Genomic DNA, 19,825 nt, shown 5'->3' with positions numbered 1-19,825 from the left:
GTTTTTAATCCAGCAACGGTTGGTTTGGTCTCGGTAAAGGCGTGAGGGTGGATACTTGGGTCGGGGGGCGGTGAATTGTGCGGCGTGGGGCGGTGACTACTTTCTCTGCGCGGGGAGATATTCGCCGCCCAGGAGGGATGAATGGTACGGCGCTAGGGCGATATGGTGGTGTGGGTGCGGTGAGTTGTGCGGCGTATGGGGGCGATATTGTGCGGCACGGGGCGATATCGTGGTGCGGGGCGTGCTATCTTGGGTGATTTTTCATACAAACGAGCCAATTACGCCGCATGGTCAACGATTTTTAGGTGGTTTTTCATACAAATGAGCCAATTATGGCGCTGAATCAGCGACTTTGGGTGCATTTTCATACAAAGTGGCGCATTCGGCGCACGATTAGCACCTTTTGTATGGTTTTTCATACAAATGAGCCACTTATGACGCTGAATCAGCGAATTTGGGTGCTTTTTCATACAAAACCGTCACTTACAGCGTACGATCAGCGCCTTTTGTATGCTTTTTCACACGAATGGGGCAATAACGACACATAGTCACCTACTTTTGGGTGAGCAGCTTTCAAGTAACAATATGCCGCTGAACTATCCAGCGTATTGCTTCATATACTCATCGATTTGCATATGTGCATCCTTTACATCATCACTATGCGTAATGCTTACAAGTGCAGGCTTTAGCTCACGAACGATACGACTGCTTGCAATTGCCTGATCCATATATGCGGTAAACATCCGCATCGGCTGCTGAAGCTGTCCTTTTTTTGAGGTAAATAGGTCTCCGCTGAGCAATACGTTATCCTTGGCATGATAATACACGACATGACCAGGTGAATGACCTGGCGTATGATAAGGGATCAGATCACCGAAGGCTTCAAGCTCACCATTTTCGTTTATTGGCAGGGGCTGCACAACGTTTGGAGGGACGAGTGCCTCCGCTTTCTTTCTACGTGGGAATGGAGCTTTGCCTTCCATATAGTCCAGATCAAAGGCATGAGCATAGACAGGAATATTTCGCTCACGAATGATGTTCTTCACCCCGCCGACATGATCAGAATGACCATGTGTCAGTAGGATTGCCTTTATCTCGCCAAGCTTTTCGGCCTCGCGCAATATATGTTTACTCATAAAGGCCATACCAGTATCAATGATGTAAACACCATTACTAGCCTGCACAAGCCATACACTAACCTTGAACAAACACCAGAATTCCAGCTTCGTAATATGCTCTGAAATTTTGCGAATTTTCATAAATAATCCTCCCTTATTCCTCTAAATGACTGGACTATCTAATAGTTTGACTCCTTCACCACTACACTTAAACAACCCCCACACAAACCTTAAGCTTCATTTCCTTTATCCGACATACTGAGATAAATGTCATCCACAAGCTCATCGATTTTCGATTGATTTTCGGCGTATTTTCCTTGCTCCATAAAGCTGCCAGCAAGTCGCAGTGCGTGCAGTGCATTTTCATAAAACTTAATTTTCCGCTCAATATCTTCAATCTTCTGAGTGAATGTTGTCACTGACGCAATATTACACTCCTGTGAAATCGGCTGCTGCTCCAACGTAAGCAAATATCGAATTTCTTGCAGTGAGAACCCTATTTGCTTCAGCACAATAATATACTTCATTGATTTTTCACATTGGTCATCGTACAAACGATAGCCATTATCTAAACGCTTCGGCTTCAGCAGCCCTTCTGCTTCATAATATCTTGCTGTATCACTCGTAATCTGATATTTCTCAGTAAATTGTTTAATATGCATCGTGTGCCCCTCCTCTTTAAGGGTAGCGTATCATTGGAGTATACTCCAAGGTCAATAGTTTTTTGATAATGAATGAATTAATTGTTTCGTGATGAATGTATTCATTATTTCATTGGTTAACGTGAACGAACAAAATTAGAAAAGGCTGTCTTAAAAGTCATCGTTTATGACCTTAAGACAGCCTCTATTGCGTTGCGCAATTGCTTTTATCTATTTGAATTGTCACCTTTAAGTGACGGAATGCTCACTTCGTATAAATTGAAGGGATTTCTACTTCGCACTAAAATTCAAATTTATCTACTGAGCAGTCAAACCGCCATCAGCGACAAATTCGGCTCCAGTTGAGTAGCTAGATTCATCGGATGCTAGAAACAGTACAAGATTCGTAATTTCCTCTGATTGGGCAATACGCTGCAGTGGAATGAATTTCGCAAACTGTTTAATTTGCTCTACTGCATCGCCTTCCGAAACCATCGGTGTTTCGATCACTCCAGGATGAACTGAGTTTACGCGAATTCCATACTTAGCAAACTCAATCGCTGCTGCTTTACTCATTCCACGAACAGCGAATTTTGAATCCGTATAGCCGACCGCACCAGCAACCAGCCCATTAATGGATGATATGTTAACAATGGAGCCCTTTTCAGTCTTTTTCATAGAGGGTAGCACAGTCTTCATCCCTAGAAAAACCGATACTTGGTTAATATCGATAATTTTTCGATATTGCTCCTCTGTCATTGCCTCAAAGCTGCTTGCTACGCTGATCCCTGCATTGTTAACCAATATATTCACTGGTCCGAATGCTTTTTCAGCTTCTGTAACAACACGTTCCCAGTCCTGTGAACTCGTCACGTCTTGTTGAACAAACATTGCATTTTCCCCAAGCTCAGAAGCAAGTGCTTGTCCCGCTTCTGCATTTAAGTCCGTAATAACGACCTTTGCACCTTCTTCAACAAACCTACGTGCGTGGGAAGCACCCATACCACGAGCTCCGCCCGTCACAATAGCAACCTTGTTAGCTAATCTACCCATCTGTCATTACTCCTTTATTGTGAAGTGTGAATTATGAAGATAAGTAAATTATAGCGCTCGGAAGTTTCGAAAGCAAAAATGTTGAAGTCCTACTTTCCGTTGCTTTCTCATACTGCAAAACCTCAAATTATGGTTAAAGTTTAGCTTATTACATTTATGCTCGAAAGTTAACTTATTGCCTTAATATTTCACAACATGAAACATTAACAAGGTTTACCCTCTGGTAATAAGCCTTGCTCAAGCCACGCTCTTAGCATATCATTGAACGCTTGAGGTGCAGCCATGGAAATGCCGTGCCCTATATTAGGCAGCACCACTGCATGGCAGTTAGGGTTGGCATCACTAAGTAGCTTTGCCGACTTACGCATCATCCCTTTTTCTTTATCACCTACAGTAACAAGCATTTGTGACTGTGCACGTGAAAACTGAGATGGGATTTGGAAGCTCATATTTTCTTGAAGAACGCGTATTAATGCTTCAGCTGTAATCTGCTTGCTTTCTTCAAAATAGCGCTCAAAATCGTCATCCTGAACGTACAGTGTTTTGGATTGCAGCCTTGAAAATGAACGATTGCGAATTAGCGGGTGCATTAGCTTAATTGATGGGCCGATCCATCTTGCCATCGCGGGCTGCGGTACAACGAGCGCACTATTAATCATGGCATAATCAATAAGATCAGGCTTCATGCTTAGCATCTGTACAAGCACCTGCGCTCCTAAAGAAAATCCCACCACATTGACAGACATCCCGTTCGCTTTGTTCTCAATTAGTTCAAGCATTGCTTCTGCGCTTGACTCCATCGAAAATGGCGGCGTCTGCTTGCTTAAGCCTTGCTCTGGAAGATCGGGCACTATACAGTAATAATCCGAAAAATGTTCAACCTGTCTTTTCCACATCCAGCCGCTTACTCCGCCCCCATGTAAAAACAGGAGAAGTGGGCCATTTTTATCGCCATACTCTTCATAGTGTACTGACATTTATTGCACCTCATCTCTTCATGCTGTCTGTTATTGAGGTAATTCTAGATGGTAGCACTTATGTCCTGCATTTCTATAGAATCATCACTAGTTAAATTGGGCATACTTCCCATACCTATACCTCTAACCTCTAAGCATTGCACTCATCACAAGCAACATGAACAATAATTCATAGTGAAGGAGACTTTTCCTTGTTAAACAATGCTAAAGCTTCAAAAAAACTATCTATGCTTGCCGCTATCCTACTCTTACTATTAAGCGTTGTTATGTGGCTAATAATTGCGCTGTCGATAACGCAAGAGCGAAGCATTGCTGCGCCGATCGAGAAAGCTAATAAGCCGGTCATTGTTCTACTGTTCGATTCACTGATGAATGAGCCTATGCAAGCTGCGGTTAAGGAAGGGATGACTCCCGCTATTTCTTATTTGATGAAGCATGGCACATTATATCCTGAGGTCGTCAGCGCTTATCCAACGATGTCTGTATCGATTGACAGCACAATCTTGACTGGCAGCTACGCGGACAAGCACCGAATTCCAGGACTCATATGGTTCAACGAGTCCGAACAGCAAATCGTTAGCTACGGTAGCGGACCTCATGAGATTTGGGATAATGGTGTAAAGCAAGTGCTGCAAAACAGCATCCTTAAGCTGAATGGGCAGCATTTAAGCGATGAGGTTAAGACGATTCACGAGCGATTAGCCGAAGCACAGATTCAAAGCGCCTCGATTAATGGCTTAATTTATCGCGGCAATACCCCTCACACGTTGACCATACCTGGGCTGCTGTCGCGTTCTAGCCTGATGCCTAGCAGCGTTGCTGCAGTGAATGGTCCAGATCTACTCTCGCTTGGTGTGTTAGCACAATATAACAAAAAGAACGATCATCATAATCTCGCGTGGGACCGCTTGGGCATAAATAATAAGTTTACAGTCAATGAACTTGCGTATCTCGTACAGAATGACAAGCTGCCAGCCTTTACGCTTGCATACTTCCCTGATACGGATGCAACCCTGCATAAGCATGGACCTCAAGACTTACAGGCTATAAAAAAAGTCGATGAAACCATTCAGAGCCTATTAAATTTGTATCCTTCCTGGGATCAGGCATTGGAGGAAGCGGTGTGGATCGTATTGGGAGACAGTGGGCAATCGCTTGTTCTTGAAGACAAAGAGCGTGGATTAATCAATATGAATGAGCTGCTGTCAGGCTACAGCTTATGGAGCAAGAAGCATCCGAACGGTCAGCTTGCCTTTGCGCTGAATGAGCGTATGGGATATATCCATATTCTAGATGAACAGCTACCCCAAGAGGAGCTCATTCAACGCTTAAAGCAGGAAAAAAGAATTCAATTTATTGCTTGGCATAAGGATGGTGTGAACTATGTTGCAAGCCCAGAGCATGAGCAGCTGCTCATCTATAAACCTAACGGACCTTATCGCGATTCATATCAGCAAACATGGAACATCGCAGGGGATTTATCCTTATTGAGCTTAACGCTTGATGACAAGCAGCAGCTTTATTATGAAGACTATCCTGATGCACTTGCTCGATTACATGGCGCTTTACATACACAGGAAGGGAATTTCATCATTATTGATGCCAAGCCCTCCTATGAATTTTCTGATCATCACAGCTATAACCATACAGGCGGCGGCTCGCACGGTTCTCTTCACAAAGTAGATTCACTTGTTCCGCTTATAGCTGCTGGTACAACGATAGAGCTCAAGGATACGAGACTTGTCGCGCTCCAAGAGTGGCTGCTATCGATCGTTCTCGGGCAAAATAAACTATAAATTGTTCGCATTAAAGGGAAGGGATTCATGTGACGCAACTGGAATAAAGCTATATTTCATATAATGTTAAGGGGACTGAAACGATGGAATTCGCATGGCTATCGCTTTACAGTAAACTTCAAACGATGTCAGACATTCCAGATGAACAATGGACTATATTCCAAAAGCTAGCTGAACCAATGACAGTCAAGAAAAATAGTTATTTTGCTCGACAAGGTGAGCCTTCTAATTCCATTGCCTTTTGTATGAACGGTTTATTGAGACTGTATTATACAACTGCGGATGGTACAACGTTCAATAAGAGCTTTTGCAGCTCAGGAGACTTTGTAGCATCTTATCGTGCCTTACTAACTAGCTCGCCATCATACTTCTCAATAGAAGCATTAATGGATAGTGAATTGCTAGTTATTCGTTACGAGCATTTTCAATCGTTATTTACAGAGCATATTTGTTGGGAACGATTAGGAAGAAATATAGTAGAGCAGCTGTATATAAAAAAAGAACAACGTGAATACGAGCTACTTATGCTCTCAGCGGAGGAACGTTATCGTCTATTTCTAGAAAGACATTCTCACATGATCAACGATATTCCGCAATATCATATTGCATCTTTTCTAGGAATTACACCCGTTGCCTTAAGTAGAATTAAAAGAAAAATTAACCTAGGTTAATTACAAGCTTTCTCTTTCTCGCTATATTGAGAAAAGAAAGGAAGTGGGAGCTATGAATCGATCAGGGCATACTGTGCTTATTACTGGTGGCGCTGCTGGTATTGGTCAGGCGCTAACAGAGAAATTTATTAGTACCCATAATGAGGTTATTATTGTGGGACGCAATGAACAGAAGCTGAAAATGATGAAGCAGCGCTATGCTGCTATCTCAACCTATACTTGCAATCTGAACGATAATGAGCAAGTAAAGCAGCTTGCTGAGCAAGTGATTCATAACCACCCGCGGCTCAGTGTACTCATTAACAATGCAGGAATACAATACAACTATTCTCTTGCTGGCAATGAACTTTATGATGCTCAGATTGAAGCTGAAATTATGACGAATTTGACCTCGCCGATCTTGTTGACTGCTCAACTTATCCCGCTCCTTAGACAACAAAAACAAGCAGCCATCGTCAATGTATCCTCTGCTTTAGGCTTTGTTCCAAAGCAATCGGCACCTGTCTATTGTGCAACCAAGGGAGGACTCCATATATTCACCAAGGCCCTTCGCTATCAGCTTGAGTCTACGCCTATTAAGGTGTTCGAGATCATTCCTCCCATTGTCGAAACCGACATGACAAAAGGCAGAGGACACGGGAAAATATCTCCCTATGAGCTAGCAGAGCAGTTTTTCCGCTATTATGAACAAGATCGCTTTGAGGCCCCTATCGGTAAATCCAAGTGGCTCAGTCTAATAAATCGCATACTTCCCACATTAGCTGAACGAATGCTACGAAACAGTTAGATTCATGCCCACTTGCTGCTAATTAACGTTATGATGCTTTTTATAGCGGCATAATGCATCGCTTCGTGGTATAGACAAAAGCTAAGGCTCTCACCTACTGTTGATAGCTGCAATCCCGTCGATGTTGCGTAGCTTTCAGGCAGAGGAGCGTTCAAGCGCTGTTCGTTCTGCGCTTGAACTCGCTCAAGCTGCTGCTTTAATAACGTGATTAGCTCCTCTTTCGTTGGCGCTTTTTTCGTCCACTCCTTAGGGGATGTACCTGAAGCAAACCATTCGTGAAAGTGCTCAGGGATGGTTGCCTCCTCGCCAGTCAACGTAAATGCGAATTTCTCTGTCACGACATAAATATGACCGAGATTCCATTTCACATGATTGTTCAGGCCCTCAGGAATAATCTCAAGCTCTTCTTCCGCTTGTTGTTCAATCGCTCGAATGGTCTGCAGCCGTGCAAATTCAAGCTGGTTAAATATCCAATCCTTCATCCACATCTTCTCCTTTTCATAACAAAAATTAACCGTATAACGCATGGTTTAATAGTTAAAATTATACATTGTACTCATTAACCCGTCAATCATGGTATAATAGGTTAAAATCGTAAGAGATTGGAATGAACGGATGAACACAGAATTGAAGTTCCCTTTGCTTTCTGGAGATCTATGCATGGATCTCGTCAATACGGAGGTCGTTAGCTATGGTCAGCGGCATGATTTACTTGCTGAGCCAAGTCATCTTATCGCTTGGATCGATACGTTAGCGGATGCCGGTTATATCAACTATGAGCAATTTCGAGCACCGATTGCGCAATGGGCAGAGGAAGCTTTGCCTGAACTGCGCAGCCTGCGCTCGTTTTTGCGTTTACAGTTTGAGCGAATGGCCGATGGTGTGCGAGCAGAGGAAGGCTGGATTACTCATCTGGAAGCGATAATAGAGCGCGCGCCATTTGCTTATCAATGGCGTAAGGAACGCATGCTTCCTGTTCCTGTCGGTGCTCCTGAGGCTGCATTATTATCGATCATTGCGCTTAATGCTATGCAGCTGCTAGCAAGCGGTCAGCTTCAGCACATTCATCGCTGCGGCAACCATGAATGTGTGCTGCTGTTCATCGATAGTAATCCGCGCCGCAAATGGTGCTCGATGAAAATTTGTGGAAATCGCATGAAGGTAACACGCCATCAGAAGCAAAAAAAGCAAGAGCAAGCCAAGGACATATAAGTAGATAAAAAAGAGCGTAAAGCCTCGTTATGCGTGCGTCCTATCACGTAGATAGTAGATGCAATAACAAGCTCTACTGTCTACCAAGATAGGAGCATATCACATTAGCTTTACGCTCTTAATGATTATTCATATTAATTATTCATCTTCCGAGATCTATTAAGGGTGTCAGTTGGTACCGATATAAGTTAATTAATCCCCAATCAACTGCACAGTTACGGCGCTCTTAGCCCCCAGATTCAGCTCGATCGGCTCATGACCCGCAAGCTCGATCAATACATTACTTGCTTGTTCACTATCATTGAAAGCAATAACGGCAATTGACCCATCAACGTTGCGCATCGCAACCGTATGGATTGCTTCATGATCTGCACTAGCTTCTATACGGAGCGCCTTCGGACGAACACATTTGCTAAAATGTGCAAGTGCGTAGTAATCAAGCGTATACTCCAGCGTTTTCGTTTGCTGATTTACCTTCAGCAGTCCTCTGCAGGTACTCTCCCCGAAGCCTGGAACGAATGGACCATTCTCCTCATCAAGCGCCATATTCCACAGCACAAAGCTCTTACTGTAATTGCGAAGGATAGCAATACCAGTGCGCATGACGTTGGAGAACGCAGGCTCAAAAGCAGGAATCCAATCACCGCCAGAGCCCTCCGTAAAGTGAACCTCTTTACTAGGGTTCGTAAGGAACACATCACTCTGTGCGCTCGGACTACCGCCATACCAATGCCAAGCTACGCCGTCTACAGCATCACCAGCCTCATCCAACACGTGAAGCGGATAATCTGGTCGATCCCAGTTATGATCGTAGCACAGTATCTTCGTCGTAATTCCTGCTGCAACGAAGGCAGGCTTGAGATGATGCTTAATAAATTCGCTTTGCACCACTGGCAGCATCAGCATGCCAGGATAGTGACCTGGACAATATAATGGCTCGTTCTGAGGCGTCACCGCATAGATGTGCAGCCCTTGTGCCGCATAGGCTTGAATGTATTTTACAAAATATTGCGCATACGAAGCGTAATATTCTGGCTTTAGCTCGCCACCGATCATCGAGCCGCTCGTCTTCATCCAGCCAGGCGCACTCCACGGAGATGCCATTAGCTTAAGCTGTGGATTAAGCATTTGCGCTTGCTTCGTCAGCGGGATAATATCTGCTTCATCATGTGCAGCAGAGAACCTTGCTTGATCAACGTCCTCCTCGCCCTCTGGAAGATCGTTGTAGCTGTAAAAATCTCTTGCATAATCAGAGGCACCCATCGGATTACGAATGACAGATAGTCCGATGCCCTGCTCTGGATGGAACAGCTTCTGCATCGCTTCCTCACGCTGTGCTTCCGTTAACACTTGATTCATTAAATATGCAGAGGAATCTGTAAAGGATGCGCCGAATCCATCAATTTCTTGATAGGCTTGCTCGGGATTGATCGTAATCTTTACCGCAGCCCCATCTCCCGCCTGCGGCTTCAGCTCCTCTAGCGTCTTTGAAGCGAACAGCTCATGCTCTCCACTTGAATAATACAATATGACGTTTCTTGCCATCGCAAACCACTCCTCTACTCTCTATGCTGACTACTTCTGAAAATCGGACGTTTTGAACAGGTACTTATAGACCAAGCTTTTCTTTGTTTCTTGCCATTTTTTCGTTGTAGATGCTTACAATTGCATCCCAGTTGTTATCGTTCAGGAATTGCTGGTATTCCTCTAGCACCGAATTGAAGGTAGCATCGTCCTTCGAACGGATCAGACTTACAAGTGTCGTATTCCACTGTGTATTAATCGCACTTAACGAACGCGCTTCAGCCGTACCTTGATCTGGATTGATGTTCTCTAGAATGAAGTGTGGTACAAGCTTGCCCTTACCCCATTCCTGCATTTGCTTAATGGAATCCGGGAAGGCATCATCACTCAATGTTTTATGACGATCATGACCGAAGAACATAAATTCCCCGAAGCGGTATTCCTTCTTAAATTGATCCGCATTGTTCAGCTGCATTTCCTTTACTTCTGGCATAAGTGCAACTTTACCCTCAGCATTGATCTCATACGTCTCGCCTTCAATGCCATAGTTCATCAGCATTTGTCCTTCTTCACTGAGCAAATACGTGAAGAGCTGAATAGACTTGGCAGGATCTATATTGGAGTTAGTAATGAAGCTAATCATCCAGCCTGTAATACCAGATTGATTCAATGTCGGTGAATTGCCTACGGTGCTTTGCGGTCCATCAATCGCTATATATTCCTTGCCTTCGTTGTTGCTTGCGAATATTTGAAGATTACCACCCTGCTGAGGAGTACCATCTAACATCATCGTAGCGTACTTTCCTGATTTGACCTTTTCCTCGAAAGCGGTACCATCATCTGCGAAGCTGTCATCACTAATTAGACCGCCGCGGTACGCTCCATTCAGCGTAGAGATCCAAGTTAAATAGTCCTCGTCGAGATTACGATTGTAGTGGTTTCCGTCTGCATCCGTTAGCGGAACACCGATGAAGTCCTGGAATACATCGCCTAAGGAGCCTGTGCCGGTTCCGATTGAGTTAAACCCAAATGGAATTAGCTCCGGAAATTGAGCTTTAATCGCTTGCAGTGTCGCAGTAAATTGCTCTGGTGTCGAGAAGTCAGGCTGACCTAGCGCATCGTAAACATCCTTACGAATAACGAAAGCTGTTTTCGCTGGAATGGTCCCTTGCTCATAATCCGCTTGCGTATTGGAGTAGTTCGGATAGCCATATGTTTTACCATCTGCTAGCTGAAACCAGTTTAACGTATCCTGAGCTGCAACCTGATTGAAGTATGGGTCGTATTTCTCAGCCAGATCATTTAGCGGCAATGCCCATGTATCCGCCTTTTGTACGATTGAAGAATTAGAATCAAACACGGAAATTAAATCTGGCATATCGTCACCAGCAAAAAATGTATTTAGCTTCGTGTCGTCCCCAGTAATGAACGTAATATCAAGATTTAAGTCCTCTTTAATCTTTTTCGTTACAACATCGTTGCCATAATCGCTATTCCACCAGTCGGCATTCACATACCAGGTCAATGTCGTTGATTCTTTCGTATCTAGCTTCCACGCCGGCGTATTCGGATCAAGCGTATAGCGATCCTCGATTGACGTATTTAACCCAGCACCACCGCTTTTTTCCTTGCTGCATGCCGACAATACAAGCACGACAGCCATTAACAACATCAGCAAAATTTTTGTCTTATTCTTTCTAGCTGTTCCCATTAAAAACCCTCCCTTTAATAAAAACGTTTTAATTTTTTAGTGCAACAAGCTGATATAACCTTCAATCCTTGAGCTCTATTCTTTTACCGCACCCAGCATCATTCCTGAAATGAAATAGCGCTGTAATAGCGGATAAATAGCAACAATTGGCAATGTAGTAATAACAATTGTCGCTAGCTGCACCCCTTTGGTCGTCGTTTCAATGATGACGGAGCCGCCGATGTTTTGCATCGATTGTGTTTGAGACTGAACAATGATCTCATACAGCTTCATCTGCAGTGGATAAAGTGCTTCATTCGTGACATACAGCTTCGTCGTCATGAAGTCGTTCCACTGATTCACACCATTGAACATCGCGATCGTTGCCATAGCTGGCATGGAAAGCGGAATAAAAATACTTAAAAATACTCGCCAATCTCCTGCACCGTCAATTTTGGCTGATTCCTCTAGTGAGGAAGGCACATTTCTGAAAAAGTTCATTAAAATAATGACATCATAAAAGCTTAACAGCGCAGGTATGATGTATACCCAAAAGCTATTCAGTAATCCAAGGGACTTGATCAATAGATAAGTTGGGATCATCCCTCCGGAGAAAAACATCGTAATGACACCCATCGTCACATAAAATTTACGTCCACGAACATTGCTCTTGCTTAGTCCGTAAGCGACCATCGCGCAAAAGAGTACGTGTGTAAGGACACCTATCACTGTTTTCGCGGCGGAGATAAAGAACGACTGACCGATCGAATCATCTCGGAATACGGCACGATAGTTTTCCAGCGACAGCTCGGAAGGCCAAAATATAAATCCTCCTTCAGCGAGTGCTTTGCTTGAGCTAAATGATGAAATAACGACATTCCACAGCGGTACTAGAATGAGTATCAACACAATCGATAGGCATGTAATGTTGATCGTATCGAATACACGACTATCCCAGTCCTTGCGCATAATTTTTCGTTCCATGCTTTTCCTCCTCCTGCCTACAATACCGACTGATTATCATTTAGCCTTTTCGTAACTGCATTAGCGGAAACGAGCAAAATGACAGAGACAATTGAAACACCTAGACCAACTGCAGTCGCGTAAGAGAAATCCCCCTGTGTCATACCCATTCGGTAAACGTATGAGTTAATAACCTCGGCCTTCTCACGGTTTTGCGAATTCATTAATACGAGTGTTTGATCCAAATTAGAGCCAAGCAAGCCGCTGATCGTCAAAATCAAATTCAAGCTGATCATCAGCTTCATATTGGGGATCGTAATATGCCAGATCTGCTTCAGACGATTAGCACCGTCAATTTTCGCAGCTTCATAATAGGTTGGATCGATCTTAGCCATGACGGCCAAGTACAGAATCGTTCCCCAGCCCGCTTCCTTCCAAATATCAGAGAGCGTGGCGATCCACCAGTACTTATCTGGATCCAGTAGAATGTTTCTCGGCTCATCGATAATGCCTAGTGCGAGCAGCAGCTCGTTAAACAATCCTGTCGTCGCAAACCAGTTAATCAGCATACCGCCTAGCACGATCCAGGATAGGAAATGCGGTAAATACGATATCGTCTGCACAAATTTCTTAAAGCCTCGTAAGCTCACTTCGTAAATCATAATGGCCAAAATAATCGGAACGATAAATCCAATCGCTAGCTTCAAGAAGCTAATGCCAAGCGTATTGACGACCGATTCCCAGAAAAACTTATCCTTCATAATAATTTCAAAGTTTTCGAAGGCTACCCAAGGAGCGGTATCAAGACGGTCAATGACCGTATAGCGCTTAAATGCAATCGTTAAGCCGTAAATTGGAATGTAGCAAAAAATAAACATAAAAATAACACCAGGCCAGATCATCGACTGTATTTCCCATTGCCTAGCAAAATCAACGAAAAACTGCTTAAACCGTTGCCCCATAGTTGGTTTCTCGCTCATATAGCCAGATGCTTTACTCATGTTTCAGCCCCCTCGCATAATAAAAACGTTTTTATTTTTCGTAAAAATTTTTTATGTGTGTTTTTGCAATATTTTTTTGAGCTATCACCCTTCTATGAATCAGCATTTGATTTGTGTAGAGCCTCTTACAATCATTTCACCTGGCAGCTTTTCGATTTTCCCTTGCTCTTTTTGCTGGATTAGATCGATAAGATGCTCAATCACCATAACGCCCTGCCTCTTAATCGGATTGCGAACGGTCGTTAATGGCGGGTTAAAGTAAGGAGCAATATCAATGTCATCGAAGCCCAATACACTAAAGTCCTTCGGTACATCATAGCCCTCTGACTTTAAGGCACGAATACAGCCAATTGCACTTAAGTCATTCCCTGCTAAAAATGCTGTCGGCAGCTTTTCAGCGTGCTTATGCATAAAATACTTAACCGCATTATAGGAGCCTTCTTCCTCGAAGTATCCCTGCAATATATAATCATCGTCAATCGGATAATTAAACTCTTGAAGTGCGGCCAGGTAGCCTTTTTTACGTTGTACGCTGTCGAACATCGAATCAACGCCCGAAATATAAGCGATCTGCTTATGGCCTAAGTTAATTAAGTATTTTGTTGCTTCATAGCCAGCCACATAGGAATCAAAAATAATACTGCCCATCGATTTATTGCTAAACATGCGATCTAAGAACACAGCTTTAATATTGTTCTTCTCCATCGCAGCAAGCTCTTTTTCTGCGATTCGTTCTTCCTCGAAAATAATGACGCCATCTACTCTTCCACCAAGAATATTGCTCATGATCGTCTTTTTATCCTTCGTCACAAAAACGTTCAGCCCATAGCCTCGCTTTTCGCACTCACGCGACATCGTGTCTACTAAAATATAAAAATAAGGACCGGACACGCTCGTCGTGAAAAAGCCGAGCATTTTCGTTTTTCCTGACTTTAGCAGCTTGCCGTTCAGATTCGGCACATAGTTTAGACGCTTTGCAACATCAAGCACATGCTGCTTCGTTACTGGATTTAGTACATCCACATCATTCAATGCATTAGAAACTGTGGAGATCGACACCCCAGCTTCCCTAGCCACATCTTTTATCGTCACTTTTCTCATGAAGTTCTTCCTTTTCAATAAAAACGTTTTTATATCTAAAAAGTTAGCATAAAAGCGTTTCCAATACAACTGTTTTTTACAGAAATTAAACTTTTTTATTTTTATACAATGAAATCGATTGCCGTAATGGAACTCTCAAGCTCTTATATATTCTAGTTGGTTTGTTTTTTTTCGATACGATTAATTAATTCATTTAGTTGGCTTACATTACTTTCAGATTTAGATTCGACATCATAGACAATACCTGCTTCCTTGACTTAGAAAAACTACTTGATCTCTTCCTATTCTAGTTGTTGCTTTATGTAAATTTCTGTTAGTATCTATAGTAAATCAACTCTCAAACTCTTTATGATCATTTAATCTAGGAGGTACCTATATGGTCTATGCGGCTCTGCTGCGCGGAATAAATGTCGGCGGCAATAACAAGATCGATATGAAAACACTGAAAGCAGCTTTCGAGCAAGTTGGCATGAAAAACGTCGTCACCTATATCAATTCAGGCAATATTGTGTTCACCACTGCTGACTACATTAAAACTGAGCTCGTGCAATTGCTAGAAAAAGCTATCATGGACACGTTCGGACTACAGATTAAGGTGCTTATCGTCAGCTTAGAAGATATGCAAAAGGTCATGTCCACTCTTCCAGCCTCATGGACAAACGACGACAAGATGCGAAGCGATGTGTTGTTTTTATGGGAAGCGATCAATGATGAATCTATCCTTGAAAAGCTCCCATATAAGCCGGAGCTAGAAACGGTGAAGTATGCACCTGGTGCCATACTATGGTCAATAGACAAAGCAACCGTAACGAAGGGCGGCATGACTATGCTAATTGGTACGAAGCTATATCAGCAGATGACGATTAGGAATGTAAACACGACTCGTAAAATATATGAGCTTATGCTGGCGGCAGAGAAACATTTAAAAGAATAAGGACATTATCCGAGACCTTTAAAGCCACGATAATGTCCTGCTTTGTACTGGCTCTACTCCCTAAGTTGTACCGCGATGTACTAGCGGTGGTATTCTAAGTTGTACTACGCTAATCTGCGTTAATCTGCGCTAATCCACCTTGCTTTTACGATACTGATTCGGTGATAAACCGATCGTCTTCTTAAAGGCGGTGCTGAAGTAATGCTGCGTATCATATCCGATCTGCTGGGCGATTTCATGAATCGGCAGATCACTGCCATGCAATAAATCAATCGCTCGCTTCATCCGTACATACGTCAAGTAATGAATAAAGGAACGTCCTGTCTCCTGTTTAAACAAGCGGCTTAAGTACACCGGAGAGACATTCAGTGACTTTGCCGCCTTTTCAAGCGACAGCTGCTGATCCATATAATGCGCTTGAACCCATTCCTTAGCCTGCTTAATTAGCGGTGATAGCTTCCAATCGCGATTAATATTGCTTTTCGCTTGCTGATATACGGAGTGAAGCTCCTCCATCCCTTGCTTGTTCGGCTCACAGCAGATCAGCACCTGAATGTTTAGATAATCCTGCACCGATTGAATGAGATGCTGCAGCATATCGTCAGGAGGCTGCTTCTGAAGCAAAAACACGAGATATTCATCATAATCTCGAAAATGAATGCAGTCCTTCTCACCAAGACATTCCAGTGCAATATTTTCTATCGCGAACAGCAGCAGCTGACGGTCCCGCTGCGAATACAGCGTTTCACCGCTCGACAGCTCAGGCCAGCGCAGCACGCACACCGCTGCGATCTCATGCTGTGGCAAATGAAGAAACATTAGCTGCTCACGAATTTCATCCAAGCTTAATTCACCGCGCATCCAGTCAAGACAGAATCGATCCCGCAGTAGATCAATATGCTTCTCAATCTGCTTAGAGGCTGCCTGCATCAGGTTTTGCTGCGTATGATCATTCTCAAGCCTGGAGATAACCTCCTCCAGCACCTCTGTTAAATGCTCTGGATTAACGGGCTTAAGGATATAGTCCGTTACTTCAAGCTTAATCGCTTCCTGCGCATAGGAAAACTCATCATGTCCAGTAATAATAATAATTCTGCAGGAAGGCAGCTGCTCATGAATGTGCCTGATTAACGTTAGCCCATTCATTATCGGCATACTGAGGTCAACGAGCATAATATCGACTTGATGCGCTAGCGCAAGCTCGAGCGCTTCCTCACCATCCTCTGCTTCACCGACAACAGTTAAGCCAAGCTGCTCCCATGCAATGGCTGTACGTATCCCTTCGCGAATAATCGCCTCATCATCGGCGATAATGATGCTCCATGTTCCCGCTCCGTTCATTACTATCCCTCCCCTGTGCCTTCACAATAGGGTGACGAATCGTCACAACGGTACCACTGCCTACCTTACTTTGTACGGTTAGGCCATAATGCTTACTGAAGCTAAGCTGAATCCTTTCCTGTACATTGCGCAGCCCATAGCCTGAACGGTTGCCGTTCAGCGTCAGCTCTGCGCTTTCTACTAGCTCCTGACTAGAAGCCGCTGATGCCAGTGCTTGCTGCAGCGCGTCCAATCGCTCCTCGGACATACCTGCGCCATCATCCTCAATGTGGAGCATTAACGAACCATCAGCGACACCTACTTTAATATGCAGCTGGCCCGGTCCTCTGCGTTCCTTTATCCCATGGTATATCGCATTTTCAACAATCGGTTGCAGGATCAGCTTAAGGACAATAAGACCTCTTGCTTGCTCCTCGACCTCTATCGTGTAATTAAGCTTATCCTTGTATCGCGTCTTCTGAATTTTCAAGTAGCTGCTTATATGATCAAGCTCATCCTCAAGCGGAATCAGCTCTTGGCCTTGACTTAGACCCATGCGAAACAGCTTAGACAGCGCTTCAACCATCTCTGTTGCTTCCTTCGCACCATCCTTGCGTGCCAGCCATTGGATCGTATCGAGCGTATTGTATAGAAAATGCGGCTGAATATGCGCCTGCAGGCTGCGCAGCTCAGCCTCCCGCTTTTTGCGTTGCTCCTTCTCTACTTGATGGATTAAACGCTTGATCTGGGCAAGCATCTTATTAAAGCTGCGGCCCAGCAAGCCGATCTCATCTGCTCGCTCGCCATTAATCCGTATGCTCATATTGCCCTCTTCTACCTTCCGCATCACAGAGGCAAGCTGGGAGATGGGACGTGAGATTGAATTAGCTAAAAAGTATGACGCGGTAATACCAAGCATACAAACAACAAATACGAACAGCACCAAATACAGGTTCATGTCCTTGATGGCCTGCAGCGTATCCTGCAGTGGAAATATGCCTACGGTCGTCCAGTTCGTAAAGCTCGATGCTTGATAGATGAACTGCAGCTTCTGCCCATTCACCTCGCGCGACAGTATACCTGAGTTGCTGCTTACAAGCTCTCGATACAGCTCACCATCCATTAGCGTCTGCCCACTTGGCGCATAGATCGGATCGCCATGCTCATCAATGACGACAAGATAGCCCCACTTGCCAAGCTTTACATCTCGTACAGTTTCAGCAATAACGCGCAGCTTTAGATCAATCAGCACAACGCCTTTATTGCGACCGGTGTATGGGTCCTGGATCGATCGCACGACCGACACTAGCTCATTCTCTTTATAATTGACATGCGTCGTAACGTTGCGGTTGTATGGGCGCCCGATCATTTTGAAGATGCCCTTCTCCTTTACCGCTTCCTTGTACCAATACTCCTCGGTCAGGTTGCTGTCGCCACGCGCATACATTTCATTGCTTAAATATTGTCCATCACTGCTTACGATCATAATACCGGCAATCTCAGGGTACAGTGTTGAGAAGCCCTGTAGAAACTTAAATACGCGATAACGGTCCTCATCCTTCGTAATCGAGACATGCCCATCATTCAAAAAGCTTTGAATCTCTGGATTCATCGAAATAAAGTAAGAGATATTTTGTATATTGGCGGCATGGGCATCTAGTGATTTGTTCACATGACCGATCAGCTGCAGCGTTTGTGAATTCGCCTGCTTCTCTAGCACATTGCTAACCGCCCAGGACAGTAGAATCGTAATACATAGCGAAGGCAGAATACTAATAAGCAAAAAGTGTACAATGAGCTTATTACGAATTGGCCAGTTGTTTAGTTGTAGTCGTTCACGCAGCATATCCCATCACCATCCGCTTATAATGCGTAGCCGCTTGCTTCAATGTTGCCGCAGGAGATGCAAAGATTAGACGGCCTACCTCCTCCGACCGCCCCATCATTCGATTCATCTCATCGTTGCTACTTCGCATAGAAATGATCGACATTATCTCTCGTCACCACCGTTACACCTGTATCTACATAGGTCGGTACCGGCGACACGTTAGCGCTTCGCCAATCAGAGATCGGCTCTGTGAGCTCATTTCTAAGATGAAATAGCTGCATGAGCGACCAATAGCCCATATTCCACGTGCCTTGCGCAATCGTTGCTGATATCGTTCCGGACTTAATCATATCTAGCGTTCCTTTATCGGTATCGAAGCAAATAATCGTCAGCTTTCTCTGCATGCTCGATGCAAGCAGCGCATTGCCTGCGCCTACTCCACCATTCGCTTCCGTCACAAAAATCCCCGTTAATTTATCGTAGGTCTCGATCATCTCAAGCGCCTTCTGCTCAGAAATCAGCTGATCCCCTTTGCCATCCGCGATAGAGACAACCTGCATATCCGGATATTCGCGCTCAATCGTTTCCCGAAAGCCCATCGTTCGCTGCTGATGGTTCAATTGATTAGGTAATGTAATGATGCCGATCTGACCTGTGCCGCCTGCTTGCTTTGCCATCTCTCTTGCCGCAGTTACGCCTGCCTCGTAATTGTTCGTTCCAATAAAGGAGTAAGCCTTGCTGTTAGGCGCATCGGAATCAAACATGACGACAGGAATACCCGCTTCTACCGCCTTCTGAATTGCGTCATTCAGCGCCTCAGAGTCGATTGCAGTTACTGCAATGCCCGCTGGCTTGCGGGCGATGACCTGCTCCAGCACGATGACCTCCTCCTGTGTATCGTACTGCGTCGAACCACGATACTCTACAGAGACACCTAAAGCTTCAGCAGCATCCTCGAATCCTTTGAGCACATTTTTCCAATAGTCGATGCCCGTAAGAAAGTTAACCATGACGTATTTTTCATCAAGCCCGCCTCGAAGGCCAGCCTCCTGCTCGATGAAGCTCGTCTGGTTTTCCCGAAAATGAACGACATACAAATAAGAAAGCAGCGTCACAATGAGAACGAGGTATAGCAGCAGCAGCTTCTTCATGAAACTCCCCCATATTCTTTCATTTATGGTAATCTAGCATTTAATCGTATTATACCAC

The 19,825-nt window shown here is 44.2% G+C and carries 19 protein-coding genes; 5 read left to right on the top strand and 14 right to left on the bottom strand.

Annotated features, from left to right (window positions below; translation table 11 throughout):
- Positions 1–596: 596 nt before the first annotated feature.
- From NSQ99_RS05140 to NSQ99_RS05125, 4 genes are all read right to left on the bottom strand, one after another.
- Positions 597–1,259, bottom strand: coding sequence for an MBL fold metallo-hydrolase (locus NSQ99_RS05140; RefSeq protein WP_340835511.1), 663 nt, complete (start codon positions 1,257–1,259; stop codon positions 597–599).
- 89 nt (positions 1,260–1,348) lie between these two features.
- Positions 1,349–1,780 (bottom strand): MerR family transcriptional regulator, encoded by a 432-nt coding sequence (locus NSQ99_RS05135; RefSeq protein ID WP_251669204.1) that lies wholly within the window; start codon positions 1,778–1,780, stop codon positions 1,349–1,351.
- Positions 1,781–2,077: 297 nt separating this feature from the next.
- The gene (locus NSQ99_RS05130; RefSeq protein ID WP_340835509.1) at positions 2,078–2,812 is read right to left on the bottom strand and encodes a glucose 1-dehydrogenase; all 735 of its coding nucleotides are present in this window, start codon (positions 2,810–2,812) and stop codon (positions 2,078–2,080) included.
- Between the two features lie 203 nt (positions 2,813–3,015).
- Entirely contained in the window at positions 3,016–3,789 is a 774-nt protein-coding gene (locus tag NSQ99_RS05125; RefSeq protein ID WP_251669209.1) for an alpha/beta fold hydrolase, read from the bottom strand.
- Between the two features lie 191 nt (positions 3,790–3,980).
- Between NSQ99_RS05125 and NSQ99_RS05120 the strand changes: the two genes are divergently transcribed.
- The 3 genes from NSQ99_RS05120 (at position 3,981) to NSQ99_RS05110 (ending at position 7,043) form a co-directional block, all read left to right on the top strand.
- The gene (locus NSQ99_RS05120; RefSeq protein WP_340835506.1) at positions 3,981–5,585 is read left to right on the top strand and encodes an alkaline phosphatase family protein; all 1,605 of its coding nucleotides are present in this window, start codon (positions 3,981–3,983) and stop codon (positions 5,583–5,585) included.
- Positions 5,586–5,668: 83 nt separating this feature from the next.
- Positions 5,669–6,256, top strand: a complete 588-nt coding sequence (locus NSQ99_RS05115) for a Crp/Fnr family transcriptional regulator (RefSeq protein ID WP_251669212.1) — start codon at positions 5,669–5,671, stop codon at positions 6,254–6,256.
- A gap of 52 nt (positions 6,257–6,308) precedes the next feature.
- Positions 6,309–7,043 (top strand): SDR family oxidoreductase, encoded by a 735-nt coding sequence (locus NSQ99_RS05110; protein ID WP_251669214.1) that lies wholly within the window; start codon positions 6,309–6,311, stop codon positions 7,041–7,043.
- Positions 7,044–7,045: 2 nt separating this feature from the next.
- Here the strand turns inward: NSQ99_RS05110 and NSQ99_RS05105 are convergent, their stop codons facing one another.
- The gene (locus NSQ99_RS05105; RefSeq protein WP_340835503.1) at positions 7,046–7,525 is read right to left on the bottom strand and encodes a DinB family protein; all 480 of its coding nucleotides are present in this window, start codon (positions 7,523–7,525) and stop codon (positions 7,046–7,048) included.
- Positions 7,526–7,703: 178 nt separating this feature from the next.
- Here NSQ99_RS05105 and NSQ99_RS05100 point away from each other — a divergent pair, with 178 nt between their 5' ends.
- Entirely contained in the window at positions 7,704–8,255 is a 552-nt protein-coding gene (locus tag NSQ99_RS05100; protein WP_340835501.1) for a CGNR zinc finger domain-containing protein, read from the top strand.
- Between the two features lie 192 nt (positions 8,256–8,447).
- Here the strand turns inward: NSQ99_RS05100 and NSQ99_RS05095 are convergent, their stop codons facing one another.
- From NSQ99_RS05095 to NSQ99_RS05075, 5 genes are all read right to left on the bottom strand, one after another.
- A complete protein-coding gene (locus NSQ99_RS05095; protein ID WP_340835500.1) occupies positions 8,448–9,800 on the bottom strand; it encodes a glycoside hydrolase family 30 protein in 1,353 nt (450 codons plus the stop codon).
- 64 nt (positions 9,801–9,864) lie between these two features.
- A complete protein-coding gene (locus tag NSQ99_RS05090) occupies positions 9,865–11,490 on the bottom strand; it encodes a sugar ABC transporter substrate-binding protein (protein WP_340835498.1) in 1,626 nt (541 codons plus the stop codon).
- 75 nt (positions 11,491–11,565) lie between these two features.
- Entirely contained in the window at positions 11,566–12,453 is an 888-nt protein-coding gene (locus tag NSQ99_RS05085) for a carbohydrate ABC transporter permease (protein ID WP_340835495.1), read from the bottom strand.
- 17 nt (positions 12,454–12,470) lie between these two features.
- Positions 12,471–13,433, bottom strand: coding sequence for an ABC transporter permease (locus NSQ99_RS05080; RefSeq protein ID WP_251669226.1), 963 nt, complete (start codon positions 13,431–13,433; stop codon positions 12,471–12,473).
- A 99-nt stretch (positions 13,434–13,532) separates the two neighbouring features.
- Positions 13,533–14,534 (bottom strand): LacI family DNA-binding transcriptional regulator, encoded by a 1,002-nt coding sequence (locus NSQ99_RS05075; protein ID WP_251669228.1) that lies wholly within the window; start codon positions 14,532–14,534, stop codon positions 13,533–13,535.
- Between the two features lie 376 nt (positions 14,535–14,910).
- Here NSQ99_RS05075 and NSQ99_RS05070 point away from each other — a divergent pair, with 376 nt between their 5' ends.
- On the top strand, positions 14,911–15,468 hold the full coding sequence (locus NSQ99_RS05070) for a DUF1697 domain-containing protein (RefSeq protein WP_340835493.1): 558 nt from the start codon (positions 14,911–14,913) through the stop codon (positions 15,466–15,468).
- A gap of 129 nt (positions 15,469–15,597) precedes the next feature.
- On the opposite strand, the gene NSQ99_RS05065 is transcribed toward NSQ99_RS05070, so the two are convergent.
- The 4 genes from NSQ99_RS05065 to NSQ99_RS05050 are packed head-to-tail and all read right to left on the bottom strand — an operon-like array spanning position 15,598 to position 19,767.
- The gene (locus NSQ99_RS05065; RefSeq protein ID WP_340835490.1) at positions 15,598–16,809 is read right to left on the bottom strand and encodes a response regulator; all 1,212 of its coding nucleotides are present in this window, start codon (positions 16,807–16,809) and stop codon (positions 15,598–15,600) included.
- Positions 16,769–18,634 (bottom strand): cache domain-containing sensor histidine kinase, encoded by a 1,866-nt coding sequence (locus NSQ99_RS05060; RefSeq protein WP_251669233.1) that lies wholly within the window; start codon positions 18,632–18,634, stop codon positions 16,769–16,771. Before NSQ99_RS05060 ends, NSQ99_RS05065 begins: the two co-directional genes overlap by 41 nt.
- On the bottom strand, positions 18,624–18,764 hold the full coding sequence (locus NSQ99_RS05055) for a hypothetical protein (protein ID WP_340835488.1): 141 nt from the start codon (positions 18,762–18,764) through the stop codon (positions 18,624–18,626). Before NSQ99_RS05055 ends, NSQ99_RS05060 begins: the two co-directional genes overlap by 11 nt.
- Positions 18,754–19,767, bottom strand: a complete 1,014-nt coding sequence (locus NSQ99_RS05050) for a substrate-binding domain-containing protein (protein ID WP_251669237.1) — start codon at positions 19,765–19,767, stop codon at positions 18,754–18,756. The genes NSQ99_RS05055 and NSQ99_RS05050 overlap by 11 nt, the downstream gene beginning before the upstream one ends.
- Positions 19,768–19,825: the final 58 nt, after the last annotated feature.

It is taken from the genome of Paenibacillus sp. FSL W7-1287 (genome assembly GCF_038004245.1).
Taxonomy (GTDB): domain Bacteria; phylum Bacillota; class Bacilli; order Paenibacillales; family Paenibacillaceae; genus Pristimantibacillus; species Pristimantibacillus camelliae.
Note: the sequence above shows the minus strand (reverse complement) of the source record. Positions and strands in the feature narration are given on the sequence as shown.